The organism is Rhodococcus sp. GXMU-t2271, assembly GCF_041414735.1.
GTDB lineage: Bacteria > Actinomycetota > Actinomycetes > Mycobacteriales > Mycobacteriaceae > Rhodococcus > Rhodococcus indonesiensis.
The window spans coordinates 179653-205695 of the sequence record NZ_JAUIZP010000018.1; the positions used below are offsets into that span (position 1 = coordinate 179653).

19 protein-coding genes are annotated in these 26043 nt (G+C 69.5%); 5 read left to right on the forward strand and 14 right to left on the reverse strand.

What is annotated here, in order from left to right; genetic code table 11:
- Positions 1 to 467: 467 nt before the first annotated feature.
- Genes QYS60_RS07185 through gabT form a run of 4 tightly spaced genes read right to left on the reverse strand, consistent with a single transcriptional unit; the run spans position 468 to position 5665 of the window.
- Positions 468 to 1583, reverse strand: coding sequence for a CaiB/BaiF CoA transferase family protein (locus QYS60_RS07185; RefSeq protein ID WP_371382785.1), 1116 nt, complete (start codon positions 1581 to 1583; stop codon positions 468 to 470).
- Positions 1580 to 3046 (reverse strand): aldehyde dehydrogenase family protein, encoded by a 1467-nt coding sequence (locus QYS60_RS07190; RefSeq protein ID WP_371382786.1) that lies wholly within the window; start codon positions 3044 to 3046, stop codon positions 1580 to 1582. The genes QYS60_RS07185 and QYS60_RS07190 overlap by 4 nt, the downstream gene beginning before the upstream one ends.
- Positions 3047 to 3078: 32 nt before the next feature.
- Positions 3079 to 4272 carry an acyl-CoA dehydrogenase family protein gene (locus QYS60_RS07195; protein WP_371382787.1) on the reverse strand — a complete coding sequence of 398 codons (1194 nt, stop codon included), beginning with the start codon at positions 4270 to 4272 and terminating at the stop codon, positions 3079 to 3081.
- 34 nt (positions 4273 to 4306) lie between these two features.
- Positions 4307 to 5665, reverse strand: coding sequence for a 4-aminobutyrate--2-oxoglutarate transaminase (gabT, locus tag QYS60_RS07200; protein WP_003934994.1), 1359 nt, complete (start codon positions 5663 to 5665; stop codon positions 4307 to 4309).
- 178 nt (positions 5666 to 5843) lie between these two features.
- Here gabT and QYS60_RS07205 point away from each other — a divergent pair, with 178 nt between their 5' ends.
- Positions 5844 to 8978, forward strand: coding sequence for an NAD-glutamate dehydrogenase domain-containing protein (locus QYS60_RS07205; RefSeq protein ID WP_371382788.1), 3135 nt, complete (start codon positions 5844 to 5846; stop codon positions 8976 to 8978).
- A 178-nt stretch (positions 8979 to 9156) separates the two neighbouring features.
- Here the strand turns inward: QYS60_RS07205 and QYS60_RS07210 are convergent, their stop codons facing one another.
- The 9 genes from QYS60_RS07210 to QYS60_RS07250 form a co-directional block, all read right to left on the reverse strand.
- Positions 9157 to 9483 (reverse strand): putative quinol monooxygenase, encoded by a 327-nt coding sequence (locus QYS60_RS07210; protein WP_003934996.1) that lies wholly within the window; start codon positions 9481 to 9483, stop codon positions 9157 to 9159.
- Between the two features lie 107 nt (positions 9484 to 9590).
- Complete coding sequence (groL, locus tag QYS60_RS07215) at positions 9591 to 11240, reverse strand: chaperonin GroEL (protein WP_003934997.1); 1650 nt, start codon at positions 11238 to 11240, stop codon at positions 9591 to 9593.
- 36 nt (positions 11241 to 11276) lie between these two features.
- Positions 11277 to 12302 carry an NAD(P)-dependent alcohol dehydrogenase gene (locus tag QYS60_RS07220; RefSeq protein WP_289378509.1) on the reverse strand — a complete coding sequence of 342 codons (1026 nt, stop codon included), beginning with the start codon at positions 12300 to 12302 and terminating at the stop codon, positions 11277 to 11279.
- Entirely contained in the window at positions 12299 to 13057 is a 759-nt protein-coding gene (locus QYS60_RS07225) for an iron-sulfur cluster assembly protein (protein WP_054370756.1), read from the reverse strand. Before QYS60_RS07225 ends, QYS60_RS07220 begins: the two co-directional genes overlap by 4 nt.
- On the reverse strand, positions 13054 to 14097 hold the full coding sequence (locus tag QYS60_RS07230; RefSeq protein ID WP_003935000.1) for an amidohydrolase family protein: 1044 nt from the start codon (positions 14095 to 14097) through the stop codon (positions 13054 to 13056). Before QYS60_RS07230 ends, QYS60_RS07225 begins: the two co-directional genes overlap by 4 nt.
- Before the next feature lie 78 nt (positions 14098 to 14175).
- Positions 14176 to 14511 (reverse strand): propane 2-monooxygenase effector subunit MimD, encoded by a 336-nt coding sequence (gene mimD, locus QYS60_RS07235; RefSeq protein WP_085999772.1) that lies wholly within the window; start codon positions 14509 to 14511, stop codon positions 14176 to 14178.
- Between the two features lie 2 nt (positions 14512 to 14513).
- Positions 14514 to 15620, reverse strand: coding sequence for an aromatic/alkene monooxygenase hydroxylase subunit beta (locus QYS60_RS07240; protein ID WP_003935002.1), 1107 nt, complete (start codon positions 15618 to 15620; stop codon positions 14514 to 14516).
- 50 nt (positions 15621 to 15670) lie between these two features.
- Positions 15671 to 16714: an FAD-binding oxidoreductase gene (locus tag QYS60_RS07245; protein WP_371382789.1), complete on the reverse strand. Its 1044-nt coding sequence runs from the start codon at positions 16712 to 16714 to the stop codon at positions 15671 to 15673.
- A gap of 91 nt (positions 16715 to 16805) precedes the next feature.
- Positions 16806 to 18434, reverse strand: a complete 1629-nt coding sequence (locus QYS60_RS07250) for a methane monooxygenase (RefSeq protein ID WP_010596327.1) — start codon at positions 18432 to 18434, stop codon at positions 16806 to 16808.
- 162 nt (positions 18435 to 18596) lie between these two features.
- Between QYS60_RS07250 and QYS60_RS07255 the strand changes: the two genes are divergently transcribed.
- Complete coding sequence (locus QYS60_RS07255) at positions 18597 to 20408, forward strand: sigma-54-dependent Fis family transcriptional regulator (protein WP_371382790.1); 1812 nt, start codon at positions 18597 to 18599, stop codon at positions 20406 to 20408.
- 106 nt (positions 20409 to 20514) lie between these two features.
- Positions 20515 to 21972 carry a catalase gene (locus QYS60_RS07260; RefSeq protein WP_371382791.1) on the forward strand — a complete coding sequence of 486 codons (1458 nt, stop codon included), beginning with the start codon at positions 20515 to 20517 and terminating at the stop codon, positions 21970 to 21972.
- A gap of 111 nt (positions 21973 to 22083) precedes the next feature.
- On the opposite strand, the gene QYS60_RS07265 is transcribed toward QYS60_RS07260, so the two are convergent.
- Positions 22084 to 23421, reverse strand: coding sequence for an amylo-alpha-1,6-glucosidase (locus QYS60_RS07265; RefSeq protein WP_289378517.1), 1338 nt, complete (start codon positions 23419 to 23421; stop codon positions 22084 to 22086).
- Positions 23422 to 23611: 190 nt separating this feature from the next.
- Here QYS60_RS07265 and QYS60_RS07270 point away from each other — a divergent pair, with 190 nt between their 5' ends.
- Both QYS60_RS07270 and QYS60_RS07275 read left to right on the forward strand, forming a co-directional pair.
- On the forward strand, positions 23612 to 24721 hold the full coding sequence (locus QYS60_RS07270) for an alcohol dehydrogenase catalytic domain-containing protein (RefSeq protein ID WP_371382792.1): 1110 nt from the start codon (positions 23612 to 23614) through the stop codon (positions 24719 to 24721).
- A gap of 605 nt (positions 24722 to 25326) precedes the next feature.
- Positions 25327 to 26043 (forward strand): cbb3-type cytochrome c oxidase subunit I (locus tag QYS60_RS07275; RefSeq protein ID WP_371382793.1); only part of this gene is annotated, 717 nt, incomplete at its 3' end.

A 26043-nucleotide genomic window follows, 5' to 3' on the forward strand; every position in this document is an offset into this window, starting at 1 on the left:
GATCGCCGGGAAGACGTGACAGCGCAGCGCTGTGCGTCATGAGCCAGGCGACGAGGAATTACGACTGCGAAAGCTCCCCGATGACGACGAGCATCGACCGTGAGGCGCTGCGTGGGGAGCGTGCGAATGAGCACGACAAGCGAATTCGGCCGGACGGTTGCGATCAGTACATTCGTCTCGATCGCGTGGACGGGGATCGCGTGACCCCTACCTGCCGGTCACGGCGACGGCAAGGCGGGGCGCGGTGATCGCCGCCGCCCTGTCCCGTCGCCGATTCACCCTCCCGATGCCGATCATGTGGTCCGGTCCAGAGTTGGCCGGCATGGGCTCCGAGGGCTGCCCGGATGCCACAGCGACGCCGGGAGACAGTGGATACTCCGCCACCGGGGTCACGCGCTGACGCCGTGCGACGCCCGTCCCGCCGCGGCCGGACGCGACGGGACGGGCACTCCTCCGGGCCGCTCCGGTCAGTCCGCGGCCCCACCCAGGGGTGGTGGAGCCGACCGGTACCGGACCGGAGTCCTGGAGAAGGTCAACGGGTTTCCGACCTGCGGCGTGGCACTTTCGGGCACGGACACCACGGCGTCGAGACCGAGACGCCGGGCGAACTCGAAGGCCTCGGCGACGTCGTTGATGGGCCCGGCCGGAACACCCACGCGGGAGAGCTCGTCGTACCAGTGGTCGGCCCCGGCCGTCTCGAGGATCGAGGTGATCTCCTCACACAGTTCGTCGCGGTGCGCGACGCGCAGCGGGTTGCTGCAGAACCGCGGGTCGGTCGCCAGTTCCGGCGCGCCGATCGTCTCGGCGAGCCGGGCGAACTGCTTGTCGTTGCCCACCGCCAGCGCCAGCGGCCGGTCCTTGGTCGGGAACACCTCGTACGGGGCGATGCTGGGGTGCCGGTTTCCGATGATGCCCGGCACCACCCCGGCACCGAGGTACGCCGAGCCCTGGTTGACGAGCGAGGACAGCAGCGCGGCAAGGAGGTTGGTCTCGACGCGCTGCCCCTCGCCGGTGCGCTCGCGGTGGTGCAGCGCAGCGAGGATCCCGGCGAGGGCGTGCAGGCCCGTGAGCACGTCGACGACCGCGACGCCCACCTTCGTGGGCGTGCCGGCCTCGGGTCCGGTGATGCTCATGAGCCCACCGACGGCCTGCACGAGCAGGTCGTAGCCCGGCAGGGCCGCTCCGTCTCCGCTTCCGAATCCGGTGACGGAGCAGTAGATCAATCCCGGGTTGACGTCGAGCAGGTCGTCGTAGCCGAGGCCGAGACGCTCCATGGTGCCCGCGCGGAAGTTCTCGACCACGATGTCCGCGCGCGCGACGAGCCGCCGGGCCTCGGCCCGGCCCTGCTCCGACGCGAGGTCGAGGACCACGGAGGTCTTGTTGCGGTTGACCGAGTTGAAGTACGTGGCCGTGCCGGCATCGTCGTAGGGGGGTCCCCATGCCCGGGTGTCGTCGCCGGTGCCGGGGCGTTCGATCTTGACGACCTCGGCGCCCATGTCCGCGAGCATCATCGTCGCATAGGGGCCGGCGAGGACCCGGGTGAAATCGGCGACGACGATGCCGTCGAGTGCGCCCTGGCTCATGCGATCGGCCTCCCGCCGCGGAGGTAGACGGTCGTGGTGTGGGTGAAGAACTCCCGTGCGGCGCGGCCCTGTTCCTTCGGGCCGTATCCGCTCTTCTTCGCGCCGCCGAACGGGACGTGCGGATCGGCGCCGGCGGATTCGGAGTTGATGTGCAGGATGCCCACGTCCAGGTCCTCGAGCGCCCCGAGCGCGCGGGTGAGGTCCTGGGTGAACACCGCCGCCGACAAGCCGTAGTCGCTGTCGTCGGCGAGCGCGAACGCCGCCTCGGCGTCCGTCGCGCGGCACACGGCCAGGACGGGTCCGAACAACTCCTCCCGCCACACGTCGAGCCCGGTGCCGGGCAGCTCGAGCACGGTGGGCGGCACGTAGAACCCGGCCGCGAGTTCACCGTCCTCGTACGGTCGCCCGCCGAACAGCACCCGGGCACCCTGCCGGACCGCCTCGTCGACACCTGCCTGGATCGACGTCCGCGCCGCGGCGTCGACCACCGGACCCATGTGGACCTGCTCGTCCAGGGGATTGCCGACGGTCCACTTCCCGATCCGGGCGACGAGTTCACCGACGAACTCGTCGGCGACGTCGTCGGTGACGATCAGCCGCGAGGTCGCCGTGCACTTCTGTCCCGACGACCGGAACGCGCCGAGCAGCACCTGCTCGGCGGCGAGATCGAGGTCCGCGTCACCGAGCACGACGGCCGCGTTCTTGCCGCCCATCTCAGCCTGCACCGGCACGCCCCGCGCCGCCCCGGCCGCCGCGAGGCTTCGGCCGACCGCCGTCGAACCGGTGAAGGTCAGCGCGTCGATCCCCGGATGATCGGCGATGCCGGCACCGACCGCCCGGCCGCCGACGACGAGGTTGAGCACCCCCGGCGGCAGGCCCGCCTCGGCGAGGGCCTGCGCGAGCCGCATCGCCAGCAGCGGCACGGTGCCCGCCGGCTTCCACACCACGGTGTTGCCGTAGGTCAGTGCCGGGGCGATCTTCCAGGCGGGTATGGCGATGGGGAAGTTGAAGGGGGTGATGACACCGACCACGCCGACGGGCTTGCGCGCGACCAGGATCTGTTCCCCGCGCCGCGGAGAGGTGAACACCTCACCGGCCTCCCGGTCGCCCTCGCCGCCGTAGAAGCGCAGGATCTGGGCGGCGCGGAGCACCTCGGCCACGCCCTCGCCGCGCGTCTTGCCCTCCTCGCGGGCGAGTTCCGCGCCCCACTGCGAGGCGGACGATTCGACGACGGCGGCCGCCCGGGCCAGGACGGCACCGCGTTCGTGCGCCGGGGTCTTCGCCCAGTGCCGGGCGGCGGCGCGCGCGGCGGCGACGGCCCGGTCGACGTCGTCGCCGGTGGCCGCACGTCCGTGGGCGACGGTGACGTCCGGTTCGGCGGGGCTGATGCTGGTCAGGGCCTCGGCCCCACCGTCGAACCACTCACCGTCGATGTAGTGTTGCAGCAGAACGGGTGTCGTCATGGCGTGTCCCTTCGACGCGTCGACGGTGCGGATCAGCGGAATGCGGCGTGACCGGTCAGCGCGCGACCGATCGAGAGCAGGTGCATCTCGCTGGTGCCCTCGTAGGTCAGCACCGATTCGAGGTTGTTGGCGTGCCGCAGCGGCGAGTACTCGAGGGTGATTCCGCTGGCGCCGAGGATGGTCCGGCATTCGCGGGCGATGGCCAGGGCCTCGCGGACGTTGTTGAGCTTGCCGAGGCTGATCTGCTCGGGAGTGACCCCGGATTCGTCCTTGAGGCGGCCGAGGTGCAGCGCGAGCAGGAATCCCTTGCCGAGCTCGAGCGTCATGTCGGCCAGCTTCTCCTGGGTGAGCTGGTAGGAGGCGAGCGGACGATCGAAGACCTCGCGGGAGGCGGCGTAGTCCAACGCGGTCTCGAGGCTGTTGCGGGCGGCGCCGAGCGCGCCGAACACGATCCCGAACCGGGCCTCGTTGAGGCAGGACAGGGGAGCGCCGAGTCCGCGGGCGAGCGGCAGCTCGGCCGACGCCGGCAGGCGCACGTTGTCGAGGACCAGCTCGGAGGTCACCGAGGCCCGCAGCGACAGCTTCCGGTGGATCGGGTTGGCGGTGAAGCCGGGGGTGTCGGTGGGCACGACGAACCCGCGCACGCCCTGTTCGGTCTGTGCCCACACCGTGGCGACGTCCGCGAGATTGCCGTTGGTGATCCACATCTTGGTGCCGGTGAGGATCCAGTCCGACCCGTCCCGGCGGGCGCGGGTGCGCATTCCCCCGGGGTTGGAACCGAAGTCGGGTTCCGTCAGCCCGAAGCACCCGATGGCGTCGCCGGAGGCGAGCCGGGGCAGCCAGTGCTCCTTCTGCTCGTCGGATCCGTAGCGGTGGATCGAGAACATCGACAGCGAGCCCTGCACCGAGACGAAGCTGCGGAATCCGCTGTCGCCGGCCTCGAGTTCCAGGCAGGCCAGGCCGTAGCTGACGGCGTTGGTGCCGGCACACCCGTATCCGTCCAGATGCATGCCGAGGACGCCGAGGGCACCGAACTCCTTCGCCAGTTCCTTGGGCAGCGTGGCGGATTCGAACCAGTTGCCGACCTCGGGGGTGAGCCGGGTCTCGACGAAGCGCCGGACGGTGGCGGCGATGTCGCGTTCGTCGGCGTCGAGCAGGGTGTCGGCGCCGAGGAGTTCGAGCGGCCGCAGGGGGCCGGTCGTGCGTGCGGGTGCGGTGGTGGTCATGTGCTGGTCCTCGGAGGTAGAAGAGCGGGGGTGGTCAGAGGGCGGCGAACGCGTCGCGCAGCACCGAGAACGCCTCGGTGAGCAGCGCATCGGAGATCGACAGCGGCGGCAGGAACCGGAGCACGTTCCCGAAGGTGCCGGCGGTCAGGGTGAGGACTCCGTGGGCCTGGCAGTACCGGGCGATCTCCGCGACGGCCTCGCGGTTGGGGGTGGTCGTACCGGGCTCGACGAGCTCGACGGCGACCATGGCGCCGCGGCCCCGGACCTCGCCGACGACGGGGTGGCGGGTGCCGATCTCGCGCAGTTCCCGCAGCATCAGCGCGCCGATCTCCTGAGCGCGGTCGAGCAGGTGCTCGGCCTCGATCGTCTCGAAGACGCCGAGCGCCGCGGCACATGCGGCGGGGTTGCCGCTGTAGGTGCCGCCGATGCCGCCCGGATGGGCGCGGTCCATGATCTCGGCCCGGCCGGTGACGGCCGCGAGCGGGAATCCGCCGGCGAGTCCCTTCGCCGTGACGATCAGATCCGGCACGAGGCCCTCGTGCTCGCACGCGAACCAGGCTCCGGTGCGGGCGATTCCGGTCTGGACCTCGTCGGCGACGACGAGGATGCCGCGGTCCCGGCAGAAGTCGGCGATGCGCCGCAGGAATCCGTCGGCGGGAACGATGAACCCGCCCTCGCCCTGGATGGGTTCGACGACGACGCACGCCACCTGGTCCGCGCCGATCTGGGCGTCGACGAGCAGCCGGAATTGCTCGAACGCCTCGTCCGCGGCGCGGTCGGGCCCGCTCGGCCACCGGTAGGGGTAGGCCATCGGCGCGCGGTAGACCTCCGGGGCGAACGGACCGAAGGAGTGCTTGTAGGGCTGGTTCTTCGCCGTCATGGTCATCGTCATCAGCGTGCGGCCGTGGAAGGCGTGGTCGAACGTGACCACGGCGGACCGGCCGGTCGCTGCGCGGGCGTACTTCACGGCGTTCTCGACGGCCTCGCTGCCGGTGTTGAACAGGGCCGTGCGCTTGGCGTGCGTGCCCGGGGTCAGGCGGTTGAGGGCTTCGGCGACCTCGATGTACGGCTCGTAGGGGGTGGCGAGGAAGCAGGTGTGGGTGAACTGCTGCAGCTGCGCGGTGGCGCGTTCGACGACCCGCGGCGCGGAGTTGCCGACGGTGGTGACGGCGATCCCGGAGCCGAGGTCGATGAAGGAGTTCCCGTCCACGTCGACGAGCACACCCCCGCCCCCGGCTGCCGCGTAGATCTCGGCGCCACTCGTCAGGCCCGCCGGCAGCGCGTCGGCGCGGCGCTGCGCCAGCTCCCGCGACCGGGGTCCCGGGATGTCCGTCACGATGCGACGAGCCTGCTCGAGCCCGGGGCCACCCCGTACGAGTTCGACTGCGGTCATGTCCTTCTCCCTCCGTCGGTTTCCTCGAACTGTAGGAGCGCGGACGCCGGGTCCCTGATGGACCTCGAGTACAAGTTCTGCGATCTGCATGGACATCGCGTACATGTCCGTCCTGGGCGGCCCGCCGCAGACTGACGGCACACCACGGCCCACACCGGGTGACCGAAAGGACAGACCGATGACCACCGCCCCCACGCACCCGTACGAACCGGCGCCCACCGACGTCGCCGGGGCAGCGCGGCATCTCGCGCACGCGCAGGATGCCGGACCGGCCCTGCTGTTCGTGGAGGACTCGTCCTCCGACGGCACCGCCTGTGCCGTCATGCGATGGCCGGGACGGGACCCGCTGCTCGCCGACTCCGTCCACACGTTCGAGCACTTCGGACTGCGGATCGACGATCACGAGCTCCTGACGGCCGGCGATCCGGACCGCCGGGTGCATCGGTTCGCGTTCGTCACGCCCCCGGAGTGGGAACCGGATTCGCCGCGCCGGGTGGCGGCGGTCTTCGACGCCCATGCGCAGGGCCGCACCGTCGTCGACGGGTACTCCCGCCTCGCCGTCGTCGCCGACGTGGACGTGCGGGACATCGCCCTGGTCCGCGCCGCCGCCCGCTTCGCCCGCCAGGCGGGACTGATCATGTCGGAACGGTACGTCGTCGACACGCTCTGCCGGCATGCCGGATTCGTCGAGGCCCTCGTCGCCTGCTTCGCCGCGCGCTTCGACCCGGACCGGCACGACCGGGACGACGCCGCCGAACAGGCGCTCACCGAGCGGCGCGGCGCGGCGGAAAGCCTCGACGAGGACCGCATCCTGCGCAGCCTGGAGTCGTGCGTCACCGCCACCGTACGCACCAACTGGTACCAGCGCGACGAACACGGCGCGGCGAAACCGTACGGGTCGTTCATGCTCGAGTCCGCTCGCCTCGCCGACCCCGGACCGGTCGTTCCGCACCGCGAGATCTTCGTCCACTCCGACGACGTGGAGGGCATCCACGTGCGGAGCGGCACCGTCGCCCGGGGTGGGCTACGGTTCTCGGACCGGCCGGAGGACTACCGCACCGAGGTCCTCGGCCTGATGAAGACCCAGGTCGTGAAGAACGCTCCCATCGTCCCCGTCGGCGCCAAGGGCGCGTTCGTCCGCACGAGCCCAGATATTTCGCCCGCCCAGGCCTATTCGACGTTCGTCCGGGGCATGCTCGACCTCGCCGACAACATCGTCGACGGACGGATCGTGCACCCGGGCCGCACCGTCGTCCACGGCGGGGACGACGCCTATCTGGTGGTGGCCGCCGACAAGGGCACCGCCCGGTTCTCCGACCTGGCGAACTCCATCGCCGCGGAGTACGACTACTGGCTCGGCGACGCCTTCGCCTCGGGCGGATCGAGCGGATACGACCACAAGGCGATGGGCATCACCGCGCGCGGCGCGTGGGTCGCGGTCCGCGAGCACTTCGCCGACCTCGGCGTCGACGTCGACACCACCGAGGTAACGGCGGTGGGGATCGGGGACATGTCCGGCGACGTCTTCGGCAACGGGATGCTGCTCTCCCCGCACCTGCGCCTCGTCGGCGCCTTCGACCACCGGCACATCTTCCTCGATCCCGACCCCGACCCGGCTCGCGCCCACGCGGAGCGCCGCCGGCTGTTCGAGCTCCCCGGATCGAGCTGGGACGACTACGACCGCGACGTCCTCTCCGCCGGGGGCGGCGTGTGGCCCCGCTCCGCGAAATCCGTCACCGTCCCGGAACCGGCACGGCGCCTGCTCGGACTGCCCCACCCGACCACCACTCCGGACGAATTGATCAAGGCGCTGCTGACGGCGCCGGTGGATCTGCTCTGGAACGGCGGTGTCGGCACCTACGTCAAGGCCTCCTCCGAAAGCCACACGGATGCAGCCGATCCGGCAAACGACCCCGTCCGTGTCGATGCCTCGCAGCTGCGGTGTCGCGTGGTCGGCGAGGGCGGCAACCTCGGCTTCACGCAGCGGGCCCGCATCGAGTTCGCGGCTGCGGGCGGGCGTGTCAATGCGGACTTCATCGACAACGCGGCCGGTGTGGCCACCTCCGACGCCGAGGTGAATCTGAAGATTGCTCTCGAATCTGCCCGGCGCAGAGGAGGTCTGACCCTCGAGGAGCGCAACCGGCTGCTCGACGACGCCCGCGACGAGGTGGCCCGGACGGTGCTGCGCACGAACCGGGACCAGTCGGTGGCGCTCGGCCTCGCCGTCTCGCGCGCGGCCCGGCTGCTCGGCAGGCACGAGCGGCTCATCATTCACCTCGAGACCGGTGGCGGTCTCCGGCGCAGCACCGAGGTGCTGCCCACCGTGCAGGAACTGGCCGCGCGAGCGGGCGCCGGCCGGGGGTTGACCAGGCCGGAGATCGCGGTGCTGCTCGCCCGGTCGAAGAACGTCGTCTGCCGGGATCTGCTCGAGTCGGATGTGCCCGACGACCCCGTCTTCGCGGGCGTCGCCCTCGAGTACTTCCCCACCGGCATGCGCGACGTGCTGCGGGACGAGATCCGGGACCATCCCCTGCGCCGCGAGATCGTCGCGACCCGGATCGCCTCCGATCTCGTCGATCACGTCGGTCCGGGGATGATCTATCAGCTCGAGGAACGGCTCGGGGTGCGCACGCCGGCGGTCGCCCGTGCCTACGCGGTGATCCGGGCGGTGTTCGACACCGACCGGTTGTGGGCCGAGGCACGCGACGGCGCCGGGTCCGGCGCCGAGCGCTGGGAACGCCTCGGCGCCGTACAGGGATTCGTCGAGCATGCCGCCTCGTGGATCCTGCGGCTGCGGCCGTCGCCGCTCGACGTGACCGCCGAGATCACGCGGCTGCGTGCCGGGGTCGAGGATCTGCTCGCAGATGCGGTGGCCGGCGACGGACCCGACTTCCGGCTTCTCGGCGAGTGTCCGGCCCTGGTCGACACCGCGCACACGCTGGACTGCCCGGCCCGCCTCGTCGCCCGGGTGCACGCCGCCACGGGCTCGCTGCTCGGGATCGACGGCCTGTCACCGGATCTGTCCACCGGATCCCACACCTGGTGGGACAGCACGGCGATCGCCACCGTGCGGGACGAACTCGCCGACCGCCACCACGGTCTCGTCGCCGCGATCCTGCGCCGGGACGGCGCGCCGACCGGTCCGGCGGACGTCGACGAGGTCCTGGCGCAGTGGCAGGAGCGAGTCCCGGACGCGATCGCCCGGGTCACGCGCCTGACCACCGAACTGCGCGAGAACGGACTCGTCGATCTGCCGCGGGCATGCACGCTCGGTGCGGAACTGCGCCTGCTCGTGCGCGCGACCGAGCGGTGACCGCGTGGTGCCCCTCCGGACGGGGAGATCCGAAGGGGCACCACGGCGGTGAGCCGCCCGAATGCGACGGCGGCGAGCCGCCCGAATGCGACGGCGGCGAGCCGCCCGAATGCGACGGCGGCGAGCCGCCCGAATGCGACGGCGGTGAGCCGCCCATTGGTTCCGGCGGCGAGCCGTGTCAGCCGACCGTCTCGAGTTCACCCATGCGAGCCCACTCGACGCCGGGGAGCTCGGTGTTGAGGATCCTCGGCGTCTCGCTGAGCGCGGGGCGCATGGCGTCGAGCCCTTTGCGGAAGTGGTCGGCACCGACGTGGGCGGCGCCGGCCTCGCCGTCGCGGAACGCCTCGACGAGCACGTACTCGGACGGATCGTCGACGCTGCGGGACCATTCGAACCACAGATTGCCCGGCTCGGCTCTCGTCGCTTCGGTGAATTCTCTTGTGAGCGAGAGCCAGTCGTCCTGATGTTCGGGACGGACCCGGAACTTGACCACGATGAAGATCATTGTGCACTCCGATTCTGCCGAGCGGTGATGGACACGGCGGCGGCCGGTCGCCCCGGAGGGAAGCGACCGACGGGGCCCGGCCGCCGCCGAGACCGTCCCCCCGGCGATCAGTAGATGTTGGACGGGCGGACCATGCCCTCGGCCAGGTCCCCGAAGCCGGGCGCGTGGATGGCGCCGGGATTGCCGACGACTTCCTCCACGATCGCGGTCTCGGTGGTGATGAGCAGCGCCGCGATGGACGCGGCGCTCTCGAGCGCGGCGCGGGTGACCTTGAGGGGGTCGACGACGCCTTCGGCGAACATGTCGCCGTACTCGCCGGTGAGGGCGTCGAACCCGTGCCCCGACGGCAGGCCCGCGACGACCTCGACGACCTCGTCGCCGTCGAAGCCGGCGTTGATCGCGATCCACCGCAGGGGCTCGGGCAGGGCCCGCCGCACGACGTCCCGGCCGATGCCCTCGTCGCCCGGCAGCTCGAGATCGGCCAGCGCGCGGTGTGCCTGGCCGAGCGCGGTGCCACCGCCGGCGACGATGCCATCCTCGAGGGCGGCCCGGGTGGCGGCGAGGGCGTCCTCGACGCGCAGCATGCGCTCCTTGAGTTCGACGCTCGTGGCGCCGCCCACCCGGATCACGGCGACCCGGCCGGTCAGCCGGGCGATACGCAGCTGGAGGCTGTCCTGGTCGGCGTCGATCCGGGCCCGGCCCAGCTGCGCCTCGAGCTGCGCGACCCGGGCCTCGAGCAGCTTCGCATCGCCGTGACCGCCGACGATGGTCGTGTCGTTCTCGGTGACGGTGATGCGGTCGCAGGACCCGAGGTGCTCGCGCGTCACCTCGGACAGCTCGACGCCGGTGTCCTTGGCGATGACGTGCCCGCCCAGGGCCACCGCAAGGTCTTGCAGCTCGGCGACCCGCCGGTGCCCGAAGCCGGGCGCGCGCACGACGACGGACTGCATCGTCTTGTGCATGTTGCCGCCGACGAGCAGCTGCAGTGCCGGGCCGTCGACGTCCTCGGCGAGCACGACGAGGGGCCGGTCGGCGCGTTTGGCGGCCTCGATGCTCGGCATGATGTCCTGCACCTGGTTGATCTTCTTGTTGGTGAGGAGGATCAACGGATTGTCGTGGACCGCTTCCATGCGTTCCGGGTCGGTGACCATGTAGCCGGAGATGTAGCCGTGGTCGAATTCGATGCCGTCGACGACGGTCACCGACATCCCGAGGGTGTCGCTCTCCTCGGTGGTGACGATGCCGGATCTGCCGACGTACGAGACGGCCTCGGCGATGGCCTCGCCGATGGTCTCGTCGTCGCTGGCGGCGAGCGTCGCGACGCGCTGGAGGTCCGCGCGGTCCTCGACCGGCACGGACCGGTCGCGCAGCGCCTCGACGACGACGGGCACGGTGCGTTCGATGCCGCGGCGCACCCGCATCGGGTTGGCACCGGCGTCGACGGCGCGCAGGCCTTCGCGGACCATGGCCTGCGCGAGCACCGTCGCGGTCGTGGTGCCGTCACCGACCACGCCGTTGGTCTTCATCGCCACTTCCTTGACCAGTTGCGCACCCATGTTGGCGAACGGGTCCCGCAGCTGGATCTCCCGGGCGATCGTGACGCCGTCGTTGGTGATGGTGGGCGGGCCGGTGAGCTTCTCGAGCACCGCGTTACGGCCCTTCGGCCCTAGCGTCACCTTGACCGCGTCCGCGAGGGCGTTGACCCCGTACTCGAGCAGGGTGCGTGCTTCCTGGGCGAACCGCAGATCCTTTGCCATGATCGGGTTCCTTTCGTGTCGAGTGTGGGATGCGGTTCAGGGGATCAGGATCGCGCGGCCGCGGACCCGTCCCGCGTCGAGGTCGTCGATCGCCTGCTGGAACTGCTCGAGCGGGTACTTCGTGGTGTGCAGGGTGACCTTTCCGCCGGCGGCGAGGGCCATGAGCTCCTGCAGGTCGTTGTAGGAGCCGACGAGATTGCCGATGAAGTTGATCTCGGTGGAGACCACGTCGATCGTGGGCACGTCGATGTTCTCGCCGTAACCGACGACGTAGTAGTTGCCGGCGCGGCGCAGCATCGCGACACCGTCCTTCGTGGCGCCGCCCTCGCCGACGAAGTCCACGACGGCTTCGGCGCCGCGCCCGCCGGTCAGTTCCAGGATCTGCTGCACGTGGGTGCCGTCGGCGACGATGCCGTGGTCGGCGCCGATCTCGACGGCCAGGGCGACCGCGGCCGGATTGCGGTCCACCACGACGAGGGTGACCGCCGACATCGCCTTCAGCACCTGGATGCCGATGTGGCCTAGGCCGCCCGCGCCGATCATGACGCACACGTCACCCGGCCGCGTCGCGCGCGCCGCCTTGGCGACGGCGTGGTATGCCGTGAGCCCGGCGTCGGCGAGCGCCGCGACGTCGGACGGCTCGAGCGAATCGTCGATCCGGACCACGCTGCGTGCGGTGGTGCGCAGGTACTCGGCGTAGCCGCCGTTGGTGTCGATGCCGGGGAACTGGCTGTTCTCGCAGTGCACGTCGTCGCCGAACCGGCACGCGCGGCAGAGCCCGCACGTGATGAGGGGATGGAGGATGACCTTGTCGCCGACGGCCACGTTCGTGACCGCGTCACCCACGGCATGCACCCAGCCGGCGTTCTCGTGGCCGATCGTGTACGGCAGGGCGACGCCGCTCTTCTCGGCCCACTGCCCCTCGAGGATGTGGATGTCGGTGCGGCACACCCCAGCCCCACCGATGCGGACGACGACGTCGAGCGGACCCTCGACCTTCGGCTCGGGAATGTCCTCGAGCTGGAGCTTGGTGTGGTAACCCACCACCTGCACGGCCTTCATGAAACCCTCCTGACGGGTGCAAAAGAACTGGTCCGGGTGTCGACCACCCGCGGTGTTGCCGATGCGCCGTCGTCGTCGGCGTACCGGGTGGCGAGCAGGCCCCGGCAGAAGTGCGAGTTCCCCTCCATCGAGATCCGCACGGACTTTGCGAAACGCAGCCGCATCGGCACCGCCTCGCGGGGGATCGGGCGCCCGTCGTCGTCGACGAACACCCGGCCGGCCGGGCACAGGCTCAGGCCGATGTCGAACCGTCGCCGCATCAGCGCCGACTTGTGCCGGCCGGGCGGCAGGTCGCTCAGCGTCAGCGACGGGATGTCGTCGACGGTGAGAGACGAGTGCTGCAACAGGGATTCGAGGCAGCGCTCCAGCGCGGCGAGGTGTGCCTTGCGCCGGAACGTGCGGCGCAGCTCGTCGAGGTTCTCCTCCGCCTCGGAGCCGAAGGTGCCCCGGTAGCCGGCGTCGGCGGCGAGCCCCGCGTTGATCTTGCCGCTGTCGTGGTGGTCGTCCAGCAGGATCCGCACCTCGCCGATGCCCTCGATCGTCCGAAGGGCGTCCTGGGCGTCGGAGGCCATGAGGTACGCGAAGTTCGGTGAACAGAACGCGGTGGGTAGCCGCAGATGCACGGTGACCCCGTCGTCGTCGAGAACCACCGACCGCACGAAACCGAGATCGGTGATCGGCTCGTCCAGTTCGGGGTCGACCACCGTGCCGAGCGCGGCGAGCACGTCGTCGCCGGCCACCGGCGCGGCGGTCACGACGACACCGCCTGCTGTGCTCCCGCCGCCACCTCCACGCCTTCCTGGCCGGCCGGCTCGGGCAGCCGCAGGTGTTCCGGAACGTCGATGTCGTAGAGCGCCGCGGCGTTGAGGCCGAGGATCTTCTTCTTCTGCTCGATCGTGATCGGCGCGTATTCGGTCATGTCCTCGGGGATCTGGAAGTCGACGAACTTCTCGATCAGCCACTTCGGTGTCCACAGCGCGTAGTCGCTGGAGAACAGGATCTTGTCCTCGCCGAGCCAGTAGAGCAGTTCGCCGATGATCTGCGCGAAGTAGCGGGGGCGGGTGTGGATGAACGGAATTGCCACGGCCAGACCGCCGTACACGTTGGATTCCTGGGTCGCGATCCAGCAGAAGTCCTCGAGCCGGGGCAAGCCCACGTGCTCGACGACGAACCGCAGCTCGAGGTAGTCGGTGGCGACCTTGTCGACGTCGGCGACGTCGAAGGCGTCCCGGTCGAGCGGGCGGATGGTCGGGCCCTTGTGCACGTGGATGTTCTTGATGCCCAGCTCGATGCACTCCTCGAGGTAGCGCCGGGACCACGGGTCGTCGAGCTTGTAGCCGCGGGAGTCACCGTGCCATTCGGCGGTGTACAGCTTGACGCCCTGGAGGTTCATCCGTTCGGCGTCCCGGCGTAGCTGCTCGAGTCCGGCCTCGCCGTGGCGCGGGTCGTAGGCGTGGTTGTAGGTGAGCTTGTCCGGGTGCTTGCGGGTGAGCTCGAACGCCTCCTCGGTCTGCCCGAAGCCCTTGTGGTAGAACTCGCTCAGCAGGGTGGCCTGGAAGATCGCGTGATCCACGTGCCCGTCCACGAAGAGGTCCTTCATGAGGCGTTCGCCACCGTAGTAGGTGTAGGTGTCGTAGTCCCACACCTCCTCCTCGGGGCTGAGGTTCTTGTGGTAGTCGTAGAAGCAGTCGATGAACTGCCGTCCGTGCACGTTCTTCTGGTTCGACTCGCGGCCGTCCCAGATGTGCACGTGGCCGTCCACGACGAAGTACTGCTGGCCGTCCTTCTCGTACATCGCTTCCCTCGTTCTGTCGTGTGCCGGTGGTGGATCGGGAACCGTCCGGGCCCGGCGGGCGGGCCCGGACGGCCGGGGTCAGTGCGCCGTGAGATCGAATCCGATGTACTCGGCGGCGTCCTCGGGGCTGGCGAAGAGCATGGTCTTGTCGTCGAGGTGCACCATGCGCCCGTAGTGGGTGGAGCTGATCTCCTCGAAGATCGATCCGTCGAAGTCCTCCCCGAGGGCGTCGGTGAGCTCGGCGTAGTCGAACTCGAGACGGTTCACGCCGTCGACGCGGATCATCGACGGGTACTCCGTCAGCTCCACGCCCTCCTTGGTGCCCATGACGTCGGCGACGACGCGTCCGATCGGGGTGTTCATCAGGGTGACGCCACACATATTGGAGAACTCGGTGGCCGATCCGAATTGCATGCTCACTGGTCCAACTCCTTCGGGATGTCGAGCCCGAGATCCTCGAGCAGGGAACGGAACTTGGCTTCGGCGGCGTCGAGGCTGGAGGCGAACGTGACCGCCTTGTCCGCCGGCTGGGACCAGATCGGCTGCAGGGCGCGCGCGGCGTCGAGGCAGCGCGGCACCCACGTCGCCAGCCACGTCCCGAACAATTCCTTGTTCGACTCCCCGTGCTGCTCGTCGCGGACGAGCATCCGGAAGAGGTTGCGCGTGTAGGCGAGATCCCGGTCGTAGTCGTGCTCCCCGGTGCCGACGATCGTCGGGGTGATGTAGTCACCGTTGCGGGCGGCGATCTGCATGATCAGTTCGGTGCGGAACAGCGAGCCGACGAGCTGCTCGAAGACGATGTTGGTGGCGAAGAGCAGCTCGCACCAGTCCGGCACCGCGGTCAGCCGCTCGACGACCTCGCGGGTGGGCTGCCATTCCGGTGCGGACTGCCAGACCTCCCGGTGGGCGGCTCCGTCGAACGGGATCCCGGCCTCGGACAGGTCGAGGTTGAACAGCGCCAGGTCCTGCGCGAACCGCATCTTGTGTGCCGCATTGACCGCCACCGCGGTGTTGATCATGTTCGTGGGGCCGGAGCGCTGGATGGAGGTGAACACGTGCAGCGCCAGACCGTTCTCCGCGTGCATCCAGGCGCCGAGATTGCGCTCGATGAACTTCAGCCACGGCGTGTTCCAGCCGTCGTAGGCGCGGGCCCGCTTGGCGTTCTGCAGGCACAGGTCGACCTGACGCACGACCGCGGCGTTGTTGCGGTAGATCGTCTGGTCCCACTCCTCGTTGGGGTCGAGGAAGGCATGCCAGTTCGACGACTTCGCGGTCGTCCATTCCTTGGGGTATCCGCCCGGCCCGTCGCCGAAGCCGTAGATCCAGCCCTGCGACAGGTGCCGCTCAGGATCGGGCTGCACGTCGACGGTGACGTCCTCGTACATCGTCGAACGCTTCTTGGCCGGCGTGTAGTAGGTGAAGGTGCGGCTGCGGGAGCTGGGGAATTCCAGCGCGCCGGCTTCGGAGTCGGTGAACTCGATCTTCGGGAAGCTTCGGTGCTTGGATTCGGTGGTTGCGGTCATCTCGTTTCTCACTTCTGTCGGTGAAGGAGCGGTGTGGTTTCCTACGGCGACTACTCGAAGGCCGGGCTGGTGAACTTGTCGTAGAAGATCTGGTCCTTCGGGGTGTTGTGCACCTCGAGCAGTTCCAGAGCCGCATCGACCATGGGCGGTGGCCCGCAGAGGTAGACCTCGCACCGGTGGATCTCCGGCTCGCGGCGGCCCACGACGTCGGTGACGTTGCCCTCCTCGAAGTCCGGCAGGCCGGACGGTGCCGGCTCCGCCGACTCCGAGAGGCAGGGTGTGAACACGAAGTCCGTCAGCGTCTTTCCCAATTCGAGAATCTCGTCGAGGTAGAACAGATCCGCCGGCGTGCGGGCACCGTAGTAGAACCGGACGGGCCGGGTGCTGCCGGTCTCGCTCAGGTGCCGCAGGAGCGAGAGGATCGGGGCCATGCCGGCGCCGCCGCCGATGAAGACGATCGGCAGGACGTGGCCGTCCTTGATGGTGAAGGATCCGTAGGGCCCGGTGAGCGCGATCTCGTCGCCTACCGAGATACCGTCCTCGAGCAGGCCGGCGAACTTGCCGCCGGGGTACTTCTTGACGAGGAACTCGACATGCCCCGGCGTCGATCGGGTCGTCGCCATGGAGAAGGACCGGTGTTCCTCGGTTCCCGGTATCTGCAGGTCGGAGTACTGACCGGGTTTGAAGTCGTACTCCGCAGGCTCGACGGGCTGCAATTGCAGCGACACGATGTCCTTGGTCATCGGCTCGATCGCGGTGATTCGGGTGCGCACTTCCTGGATGGGGATACCACCCAGGAGCTCGTCCTCGTCGAAATTGAGCAGTTCGATGGTGCAGTCACTGTAGGCCGTCGAGCGGCAGAGCAGAACGTGCCCTTCGTCGGTCTCGGCGTCGTTGCAGGCGAACGTCGAGTAGTCCTCCATCTGGATATCACCGTCGAGGACAAAGGATTTGCAGGCCGAGCAGCGACCCTCCCGGCAGCCGTGCATCAGGTGGATGCCCTGCCGGAAGGCGGCGTCGAGGATGTACTCGTCCTCGCCGACCTCCATCTCGATGTCGACGGGCTCGAAGTTGATACGGTGCGTGTCGGCCACGGGGGTGTCTCCTGGGCTCGTGAATTGCTGTGCTGGTGGTATCGGCGGGCGGCGCCGGGATGCGGCTCGGCGCCGCCCGCCGGGCCCGGTGTCAGAGCGGCGTGGCGCCGGCGCGGTACTCCGCGATGTGCGCTGCGCGCTCCTCGTCCGTCATCTGGTTCAACAGGACGTTCGGGCTCTGGAAGGTGTTGCCCCGCACGTCGTCGAGGGTCCACATCTTCTTCGGGTCGAGATCGAGGTGCGGCTGACCGACGAGGGTCTTGCCGTCGTCGCGCACATACCCGAGGTCCTGCACGATGTCGGCGAGATCCTTGTCGTGGTGCAGGGTCTCCCATTCCCGGAAACCGGTGAGGCGACCCATGTTCGGCGTGGGCCGGCCTTCGTACTCACCGCGGAACGCGACGGCGTCGGTCCAGTAGCACGTCTCCGAGCAGTAGGTCCGCCACTGGTCGTCGACCTTCTCCACGACCATGTCCTCGCGGACGAGGGCCGGCACCATGCAGGTCCAGCAGCGGTGCGGGTACTGGTATCCGACTTCCTCGAACGCGATCGGCTTGTTGCGGCCGGGGTAGGCGAGACGGTTGTAGTTCTCCCACCACTTGCCGAACTTGGAGTACCAGCCGGGGTACTTCTCCTCGAACCATTCGAAGTCCGCGTCGGTCATGGCGTCGATCCGCCAGTAGTTCACCGGCCAGCCCGTCGCGAAGAACCGGGCCACCTCGTGGACGTAGCCCTTCTCGGTGATGCGCTTCCACGCCTCCTCGACGAGGTCGTGCGGAATGGTCAGCCCGTACTTCTCGAGGGGGAGCAGATAGCTGCGGTAGTAGTCGTCGTAGATCCACCGCCGCCACATCTCGGCGTAACTCTCACGGTCCTTGCGGCGGTCCTTGGTGCCGTACTCGATGAACGTGCCGATCGCGGCGTCGACCACGCAGTGGTTGTTCCACCAGGCGTAGCGCAGGTCGCGCTCGAGCAGTGGCCGGTTCCGCTCGTCGGCCAGGGCCATGAGCAGGATCGAGTATCCGTTGGAGATGTGCCGCGACTCGTCGGACTGCACCGAGTGGAACACGGTGGGCAGCAGGTAGTCACCGTTGGCGGCGGCCTCGTCGGGCATCGCCACGAACAGGGTGTTCGTGAAGGCGGTCTCCGCGACCACGGTCAGGTAGATGTTGGCCGCGGTGATCGCGTCACCGGTGATGAAGCCCTCCCCGAACTGCCGGCCGATGGTGCCCGCGTAGTTGTTCGCGAACGCCTTCTCGGTCATGTCGAACCCGGCGGGATCGATGTAGTTGTTCATGTAGAGCTTCTTGAGGTTCATCTGGATCGTCGAGTGCCGGACCTCGTCGATCATCTGCACCGCGAGCCCGTTGTGGATCTCGGGATTGGGCACCGCGTCGATGGCCATCGGCATCGCACGGGCCGCGGAGATCTCCGGGAACGGGATGATCGAGAGGAACAGCTTCTGCCACTCCAGCCAGCGCTGCTGGACCTGGCGGAACATGTTGCCGCGGATCGCGCCGTCCATCGCGCCGTAGACCCGGTTGTCCTTCTCCTCCTCCATGGGGAAGTAGGACCGCATGATCTGCTTGAGAGGGTCCTTCTTGGGGGCCTTCTCGAACGTGTAGTCGGTGCCGAAGCGGGTGGCCGGCGTCGCGAACGTCGGTTCCCACGTCAGCTCGGTGATCTTTGCATGGGCCTTGGTCAGGCTCTGCCTACTCAATGTGCGCCTCCTGGATCGGGAGCCGGCTCTGTGCCAGCCGTGGACGGTGGGTGTGGGTGCAGATACAACCCCCGTGTGCAACCCCGATCTGTCTCAATGTGAGACTCAGGTCACAATCGATGTGATTACCTTTGCTCTTGCGGGACCCGAGGAGAAGGTGGCGTGACAACTCCGGACGACCGGGAGATCGAAGTGGGTGAACACAACCGGAGCGGTTCCCAGGACGGGCATTCGCTTCAGGAAGCGGGCAATTCGGTCCGTGCGGGCGACTTCCCCGATCTCGGCGACCGGCGGGTCCGCAACTGGTTGCGGGTGTCCTGGTTGCGTTCCCGGGAAGCCAAGGTCGATGCCGATCGCCCGGCCGCGGACTACGTCGAATCCCTCCCCACCGACACCGTCCTCACCCGGGCGGCCCGGCCGGTGCTGCGCGCGTTGGCGGCGGAGATCGAGAACGAACCCGTGAGTCTGATCCTCACCGACGGCAAGGGCACCGTACTCAGCCGCTACGGCGGCGACCGTCGCCTGCTCGGCGCGCTGGACCGGGTCCAGCTCGCGCCGGGTTTCCGGTACTCCGAGTCCCAGGTCGGCACCAACGGCATCGGCACCGCGCTCGAGGTCGGCGCGCCGCTGCTCATCCGGGGCGACGAGCACTACAGCGGGCATCTGCGCAGGTTCTCCTGCGCGGGCGCACTCGTGACCCATCCGATCACCGGGGCCCTGCTGGGCGTGGTGGACCTGACCACCGAGGCGGAGAACACGAACTCGCTGCTGCTCTCGTTCGCCAAACTCGCCGCCACCCGCATCCGGGAGCGGATCCTCGAGGAGGCCAACGAACTGGACCGGGCGCTGCTGCACGACTACCACGCCGCGTGCCAGCACTCGGGTCGTCCGGTCATCGCGATCGGCGACGAGGTCCTGATGATGAACGCCCTCACCCAGCAGCGGTTCGACTCGCGCGACCAGGCCGCGATCATCGACCGGACCCGCGACGCGCGGGGACGGCACGAGCCGTTCACCCTGCTCGCCGACCTGCCGAGCGGGATCACGGCCCGCCTGTCCTACCAGCCCACCTTCGTCGACGACCGGCTCGCCGGGGGCGTCGTGCGGATCAAGGAGCAGCTCGCCCGGAGCCGGGCGACCCGGACCGTCGCCCCGCCCGCGCCCCGCGCCCTGGCCGGCCGCAGCGCCCAGTGGCAGCGGACCGTCGAAGGTGTCGTCGAGGCGTGCCGGCGCAGCGAATGGCTCGTCCTCGACGGTGAGCCGGGCGTCGGGAAGACCGTCCTGATCCGGGCGGCGCACGACCACGTCCGGCCCGAGCGCACCCTGACGGTCCTCGACGCGGCCCGGCTCGACGGCGACGAGCTGTCCGAACGCGCGGGCGCCACCCTCGACGACGGCGGCGACCTCGCCGTGCTGCACGCCCACGTCCTCGGCGACGACCAGCTCGCGGCGCTCGCGGCGTTCCTGCAGACCGTCGCCCAGGACACGCGTGCGCCCGCGCCGTGGGTCGCCCTGACCATGCAGTCACCGCAGGAGGAGAGCGACACCCACTCCGTGCTGCGGCTGTTCCCGAAGACGATCTCGGTACCGCCGTTGCGGCACCACCTCGAGGACGTTCCCGACCTCGTGCGGTTCCTCCTCGATGCCGCCGGCGCCACCGAACTCACGCTGTCCCCGGCCGCGGCGAACCAGCTCATGCGGCTGTCGTGGGGCGGCAACGTGACCCATCTGCGCAGCGTCCTCGACGAGCTCTGCCGGCGTCGGCGCTCCGGGACCGTCGAGCCGGCCGACCTGCCCGCCGAGTGCCGGGCGACGACCCGCCGGAGCCTGACTCGGCTCGAGTCGCTCGAGCGGGACGCGATCGTGGAGGCACTGGCGCTGCACGGTGGCGACAAGGTGGCCGCCGCGAAGGCCCTCGGCATGTCGCGGGCGACGATCTACCGCAAGATCCGCGAATTCGGCATCACTCTCTGATTCCGAGCGTGCGTGTCAAATTGAGACGACCGGACCCGGCCCCGCACGAAACACTCCTGAGCGCAGAGACGTTCACCCCACCGGGGTGACCAGACAGGAGTGATCGATGACCGACCACAACGGACTCACCACCGCTGCCGGCGCACCGGTGCCGGACAACCAGAACAGTCTCACGGCCGGGGCCCGCGGACCCATGCTCCTCCAGGACGTGTGGTTCCTCGAGAAGCTTGCGCACTTCGACCGCGAGGTGATCCCCGAACGGCGCATGCACGCAAAGGGTTCCGGCGCGTTCGGCACCTTCCGCGTCACCCACGACATCACCCGGCACACCCGGGCCGCGCTGTTCTCCGAGATCGGCAAGCAGACCGAGGTGTTCGTCCGGTTCTCCACCGTCGCCGGTGAGCGCGGCGCCGCCGACGCGGAACGCGACATCCGCGGCTTCGCCGTGCGCTTCTACACCGAGGAGGGCAACTGGGACGTCGTCGGCAACAACACCCCGGTGTTCTTCTTCCGCGATCCGCTCAAGTTCCCCGACCTCAACCATGCCGTGAAGCGCGATCCGCGGACCAACCTTCGCGACCCCGAGAACAACTGGGACTTCTGGACCAACCTGCCGGAAGCCCTGCACCAGATCACGATCGTGATGTCCGACCGCGGCATCCCCGACGGCTACCGGCACATGCACGGGTTCGGTTCGCACACTTTCTCGTTCGTCGACGCCGCGGGCACCCGATCGTGGGTGAAGTTCCACTTCCGCACCCAGCAGGGCATCCGGAACCTCACCGACGACGAGGCTGCGGCCGTGATCGCCGGCGACCGCGAATCCGCCCAGCGGGACCTGTACGAGGCGATCGAGACCGGGAACTACCCGAAATGGACGCTGTACGTGCAGATCATGCCCGAGGCCGACGCGGCGACCTACCGGTACCACCCCTTCGACCTGACCAAGGTGTGGTCCAAGAAGGACTACCCGCTCATCGAGGTGGGGGAGCTGGAGCTGAACCGCAACCCGGACAACTACCACGCCGACGTCGAGCAGGCCGCGTTCTCCCCTGCGAACGTCGTTCCGGGCATCGGGTTCTCGCCCGACCGGATGCTGCAGGGCCGGCTCTTCTCGTACGGGGACGCCGCACGATACCGGCTCGGCGTCAACCACCATCAGATCCCGGTGAACTGCCCCCGGGCCGCCGCCCACGTGAACTCCTTCCACCGCGACGGCGCGATGCGGGTGGACGGCAACCAGGGCAGCGTCCCGAGCATCGAGCCGAACTCGTACGGCCGGTTCCAGGAACAACGCGGGTACGCCGAGCCGCCGCTGACCGTCGGTGGCGTCGCGGACCGGTTCGACTACCGGGCAGACGACGACAACTACTTCGAGCAGCCCGGAATCCTGTTCCGCAACATGACCGCCGAGCAGCAGACCGTACTGTTCGAGAACACCGCACGCGCGATCACCGGAGCATCGGTGACGACGATCGAACGGCACATCGCCAACTGCACCCAGGCAGATCCGGCCTACGGTGAGGGGGTTCGCAAGGCCTGCGAGGCGATCGGGGCGCTGTGAACGGCCGGTGATCCGTCCGGCGTGGCAGGCAGCCGCGCGCCCCTGGGTCGTCCGCCGCGTCGATTGCCTGCGCGGCCGACCGGGGGGCGCGCGGCTGTCGGCGCGGCCGGCTCAGCCCAGCCAGTCCAGCACCGCGGCCGCGGTCCACGACTGCTGCATGCTGCCGAGCGGCTCGCCGGTGAACGGCTCGTAGTACTCGGCGAACGAGCCGTCGCTCGCCTGCCGCAGGCCCTCCGCCCGCAGCAGATGGGCGCGCTCCGCCCAGCCGCGGCGGGCGAACGTCCAGGAGAACAGCCAGGTCATCACCGGCCACACCGGTCCGCGCCAGTACTCGCGCGGACGGAAGTCCCGGGAGACGGGGGAAGTGGAGGGTGGCACGGCGTAGCGCAGGTCGGGGTGCCCGCAGAACTTCGGGCCCTCGAAGGTACGCACCAGGGTCCGTTCGGTGCCGCGCGGCAGACCGCCGCACAGCAACGGCGCGAACATCGCGATCGTGTCGGTGGCCATCCAGCGGCCGCTGCGCAGATCGAAGTCCTTGGCGGCGCCGGTACGCGGATCGGTGGTGTCGAGCACGCCGCGACGGAACCGGTCCGCGTACTCGTGCAGCTCACGCACGTCCGCATTCGGGCGCGAATGCTCCTCCCCGATGACGGCGAGCACCTCGCACGCCAGCGCGAACACGGCACTGACGAACACGTCCTCGACGGCGAAGCTCATGGCCGTGGCCAAGGCGTCGTCGTCGTAGCGCACTTCCTTCATCTCCTCGAGCAGCCACAGGTAGCGGGCGTACTCGGCGTCGGTGGGCCGCTGACTCGCGTCGCCGACATGGGCGAGATCCTCGCGCCGGAACGTCGGTACCGCCCCCGCGACGACGTTGGCGTACGCCGCGTCCCACCGGGGCGAGTTGTCCATGCCGGATTCCCAGCCGTGGTAGAGCGCGATCCGGCCGTTGCCGTCGAGGTCGCGGGCCCGGGCCAGCCACCGGTGCCAGCGCACCAGGTCGGGCCAGCGACGGTCCAGGAACTCCTCGGCGACGGCACGGGTGGTGCGCCCGTGCCGGCGGCTGTGGTCGAGGATCCGCTGCACCGCGATGGCGTGCACGGGTGGCTGGGTGATGCCGGAGGTCTGCGGGCCCCGCGGGGCAGCGGCGGCCAGGTCGGTGCAGGCCCACCGCGCCGGTCCCGGAAAGTAGCCGTCCACCCCGCTCGCGAACACGATGTGCGGGATCATGCCGTTGCGCCACTGCGCCGACAGCAGGGTGTCGAGCTCGACGACGGCCCGCTCGACGCTCAGCGGGGCCAGCCCCACGGCGACGAACGCCGCGTCCCAGCTCCACATGTGCGGATACAGCTTCGGGGCGGCGCTGGTCATCGTGCCGAGGTCGTTGCCGCGCAGCAGATAGGCAGCCCGCGCGGCGAGCTGGGTGTGGGTGAATCCGCGGTCCGGCATCGCATCATTGTGCGACCGGTCCGGCGTGGGCGCGCGCCGAGGGGCAGCCGGACCACCGGAAATCGGACAGCCACACACGTGCCGACCGGTGTCGATGTCCGGAACCCTGCGCTCGGTGCCGACCCCGGTCCCCGCACGAGAACTACGGTGGATTCCGGAACCACCCCCGAGACCCGAGGAGTACCGGAGCATGAGGATCACCGGCGCAGTCCTGGAGGAGATCGGCCGGCCGCGGCCGTTCGCCGAGTCGAAGCCGATCAGCCTGTCGGAACTCGAGCTCGACCCGCCGGGACCGACCGAGCTTCTGGTACGGATCGAGGCGGCCGGGGTGTGTCACTCCGATCTGAGCGTCGTGGACGGCAACCGGGTGCGTCCCGTGCCGATGCTGCTCGGACACGAGGCGGCCGGACGGGTCGTCGAGGTGGGTTCGGCCGTCGACGACTTCCGGGTGGGGCAGCGGGTGGTCATGTCGTTCCTGCCACGGTGCGAGGCGTGCGACAACTGCGCCGAGGACGGCCGGTTGCCCTGCACCGCCGGGTCCGCCACCAACAACGCCGGGGAACTGCTGCACGGGGGCCGGCGCCTGCACCGTGACGGTCACCCGGTGCACCATCACCTCGGCGTCTCGGGTTTCGCGACGCACGCGGTGATCGACCGCGCGTCGGCCGTCGCAGTCGACGACGACGTGCCACCCGACGTCGCCGCGGTGCTCGGCTGTGCCGTGCTCACCGGCGGGGGTGCCGTCCTCAACGCGGCCCGGCCGCGGCCGCAGGACAGCATCGCGATCGTCGGGCTCGGTGGTGTCGGCATGGCCGCTCTCCTCACGGCTGTCGCGCAGGGTGTCTCGCGCATCGTCGCGATCGATACTCTCGACGACAAGCTCGCCCGTGCTCGCGAACTGGGGGCACACGAGACCTACACGCCGGCCGAGGCGCTCGAGCGGGGCGTCGCCGCCCGGTACGTCGTCGAGTGTGCCGGCAGCGCACGCGCGTTCGAAACCGCGTTCGCTCTCACGGCACCCGGCGGCACGACCGTGACGGTCGGTCTGCCCGCTCCGACCGCGACGGCCGTGATTTCCCCGTTGACGGTGACCGCGGAGGCTCGCACGATCGTCGGCAGCTACCTGGGCTCGGCCGTGCCGCGCCGCGACATCCCCGAGTACGCGCGCATGTGGCGCGATGGCCGGCTCCCGGTGGAGGAACTGATCTCCTCCCGGATCCCCCTCTCACGCATCAACGAGGCCATGGACCAGCTCGCGGACGGACTGGCCGTACGTCAGGTCGTCCTGTTCGACGACTGAGCCCGGACGCCGGCCGGTCCGGGACCAAGGTCCCGGACCGGATGTCTTGTGGGAACCGATTTCTCCCGACGGCCGAGCCGCCGGGGACGTCGTGCCCGGGCGTCCCCGCCACTCGGTCCCCCGCTCGGCACCGGACTGCTCCGGCCGATGGGCGCATGCGACGGGAGTCTTCGGACCCTTTTCTCCGAGCCCACGGTCCCTCCGGCCGTGCCGGAGCCGACGTGTGATTCCCGTTTCGCCGGTGCGCGGCGGGTGCCTGGACCGCTCGCGAGCGCGCGTATCCACAGCTGTGGAAAAACCTGTTGATCAGTAATTTTCGGCCCGGCCGACGACGACCTCGGCACCCGAAACGGTCCCGTCCGTCCGGTGCAGCCGCCGTTGCCCGGCGCGTCTCGCCGAGACCACGCCGGGTCGTGTACGTGCTCCACGTCTCATTGCCGATGTCGATGCGGCGGTGCAAGAGTCAGCGCGCCGACGGTCGGCGGCTCCGCTCCGGGCGCCTGCGCCGCCGGTCGAACGGGAGGTCGCGAATCCAGCCTCTCGCGGCAGCAGTTCGGAACTCGATGCCCCGCCGGACGGCGGGCCCGAAGGCAGGAGTCGTGGTCATGGTCGATGTCGCGCCGATACTGAGGACGCCGGACGCGCAGCGGCCGTATCCACCCACCCACCGCCCGAAAGGCTCGAGGATCCTCGAGGTCGTCACCTCCACCGACCACAAGGTGATCGGTGTGATGTACATCGTGGCGGCCTTCGCGTGGTTCCTCGTCGGCGGTCTCATGGCGCTGCTCATCCGGGGTGAGCTCGCCGTGCCCGGCCTGCAGTTCCTGTCGAACGAGCAGTACAACCAGCTGTTCACGATGCACGGCACGATCATGCTGCTGCTCTATGCGACCCCGGTGTTCTTCGGCTTCGCCAATTATCTTCTGCCCCTGCAGATCGGGGCGCCGGACGTGGCCTTCCCCCGGCTGAACGCGGTGGGCTTCTGGCTCTACGTCTTCGGCGGGCTCATGGCCGCGGGCGGTTTCCTCACCCCCGGCGGGGCCGCGGACTTCGGGTGGACAGCGTATGTGCCGCTGACGAATTCACTGCACTCGCCCGGTGTCGGGGCGGACCTGTGGATCCTCGGTCTCACCGTCGGCGGCCTGGGCACGATCCTCGGCGCGGTCAATCTCATCACCACCATCGTGTGCCTGCGCGCCCCCGGCATGACCATGTTCCGGATGCCCATCTTCACCTGGAACACCTTCATCGCCTCGCTGCTGATCCTGCTGATCTTCCCGCTGCTGGCCGCGGCGCTGATCGCCCTGTTCGTCGACCGGCAG

Bases quoted from the DNA above. Each gene is read 5' to 3' on its own strand.
- QYS60_RS07185 (WP_371382785.1), bottom strand. From the start codon at position 1,583: ATGAGCCAGGGCGCACTCGACGGCATCGTCGTCGCCGATTTCACCCGG.
- QYS60_RS07190 (WP_371382786.1), bottom strand. From the start codon at position 3,046: ATGACGACACCCGTTCTGCTGCAACACTACATCGACGGTGAGTGGTTC.
- QYS60_RS07195 (WP_371382787.1), bottom strand. From the start codon at position 4,272: ATGACCACCACCGCACCCGCACGCACGACCGGCCCCCTGCGGCCGCTC.
- gabT (WP_003934994.1), bottom strand. From the start codon at position 5,665: ATGACCGCAGTCGAACTCGTACGGGGTGGCCCCGGGCTCGAGCAGGCT.
- QYS60_RS07205 (WP_371382788.1), top strand. From the start codon at position 5,844: ATGACCACCGCCCCCACGCACCCGTACGAACCGGCGCCCACCGACGTC.
- QYS60_RS07210 (WP_003934996.1), bottom strand. From the start codon at position 9,483: ATGATCTTCATCGTGGTCAAGTTCCGGGTCCGTCCCGAACATCAGGAC.
- groL (WP_003934997.1), bottom strand. From the start codon at position 11,240: ATGGCAAAGGATCTGCGGTTCGCCCAGGAAGCACGCACCCTGCTCGAG.
- QYS60_RS07220 (WP_289378509.1), bottom strand. From the start codon at position 12,302: ATGAAGGCCGTGCAGGTGGTGGGTTACCACACCAAGCTCCAGCTCGAG.
- QYS60_RS07230 (WP_003935000.1), bottom strand. From the start codon at position 14,097: ATGTACGAGAAGGACGGCCAGCAGTACTTCGTCGTGGACGGCCACGTG.
- mimD (WP_085999772.1), bottom strand. From the start codon at position 14,511: ATGCAATTCGGATCGGCCACCGAGTTCTCCAATATGTGTGGCGTCACC.
- QYS60_RS07240 (WP_003935002.1), bottom strand. From the start codon at position 15,620: ATGACCGCAACCACCGAATCCAAGCACCGAAGCTTCCCGAAGATCGAG.
- QYS60_RS07260 (WP_371382791.1), top strand. From the start codon at position 20,515: ATGACCGACCACAACGGACTCACCACCGCTGCCGGCGCACCGGTGCCG.
- QYS60_RS07265 (WP_289378517.1), bottom strand. From the start codon at position 23,421: ATGCCGGACCGCGGATTCACCCACACCCAGCTCGCCGCGCGGGCTGCC.
- QYS60_RS07270 (WP_371382792.1), top strand. From the start codon at position 23,612: ATGAGGATCACCGGCGCAGTCCTGGAGGAGATCGGCCGGCCGCGGCCG.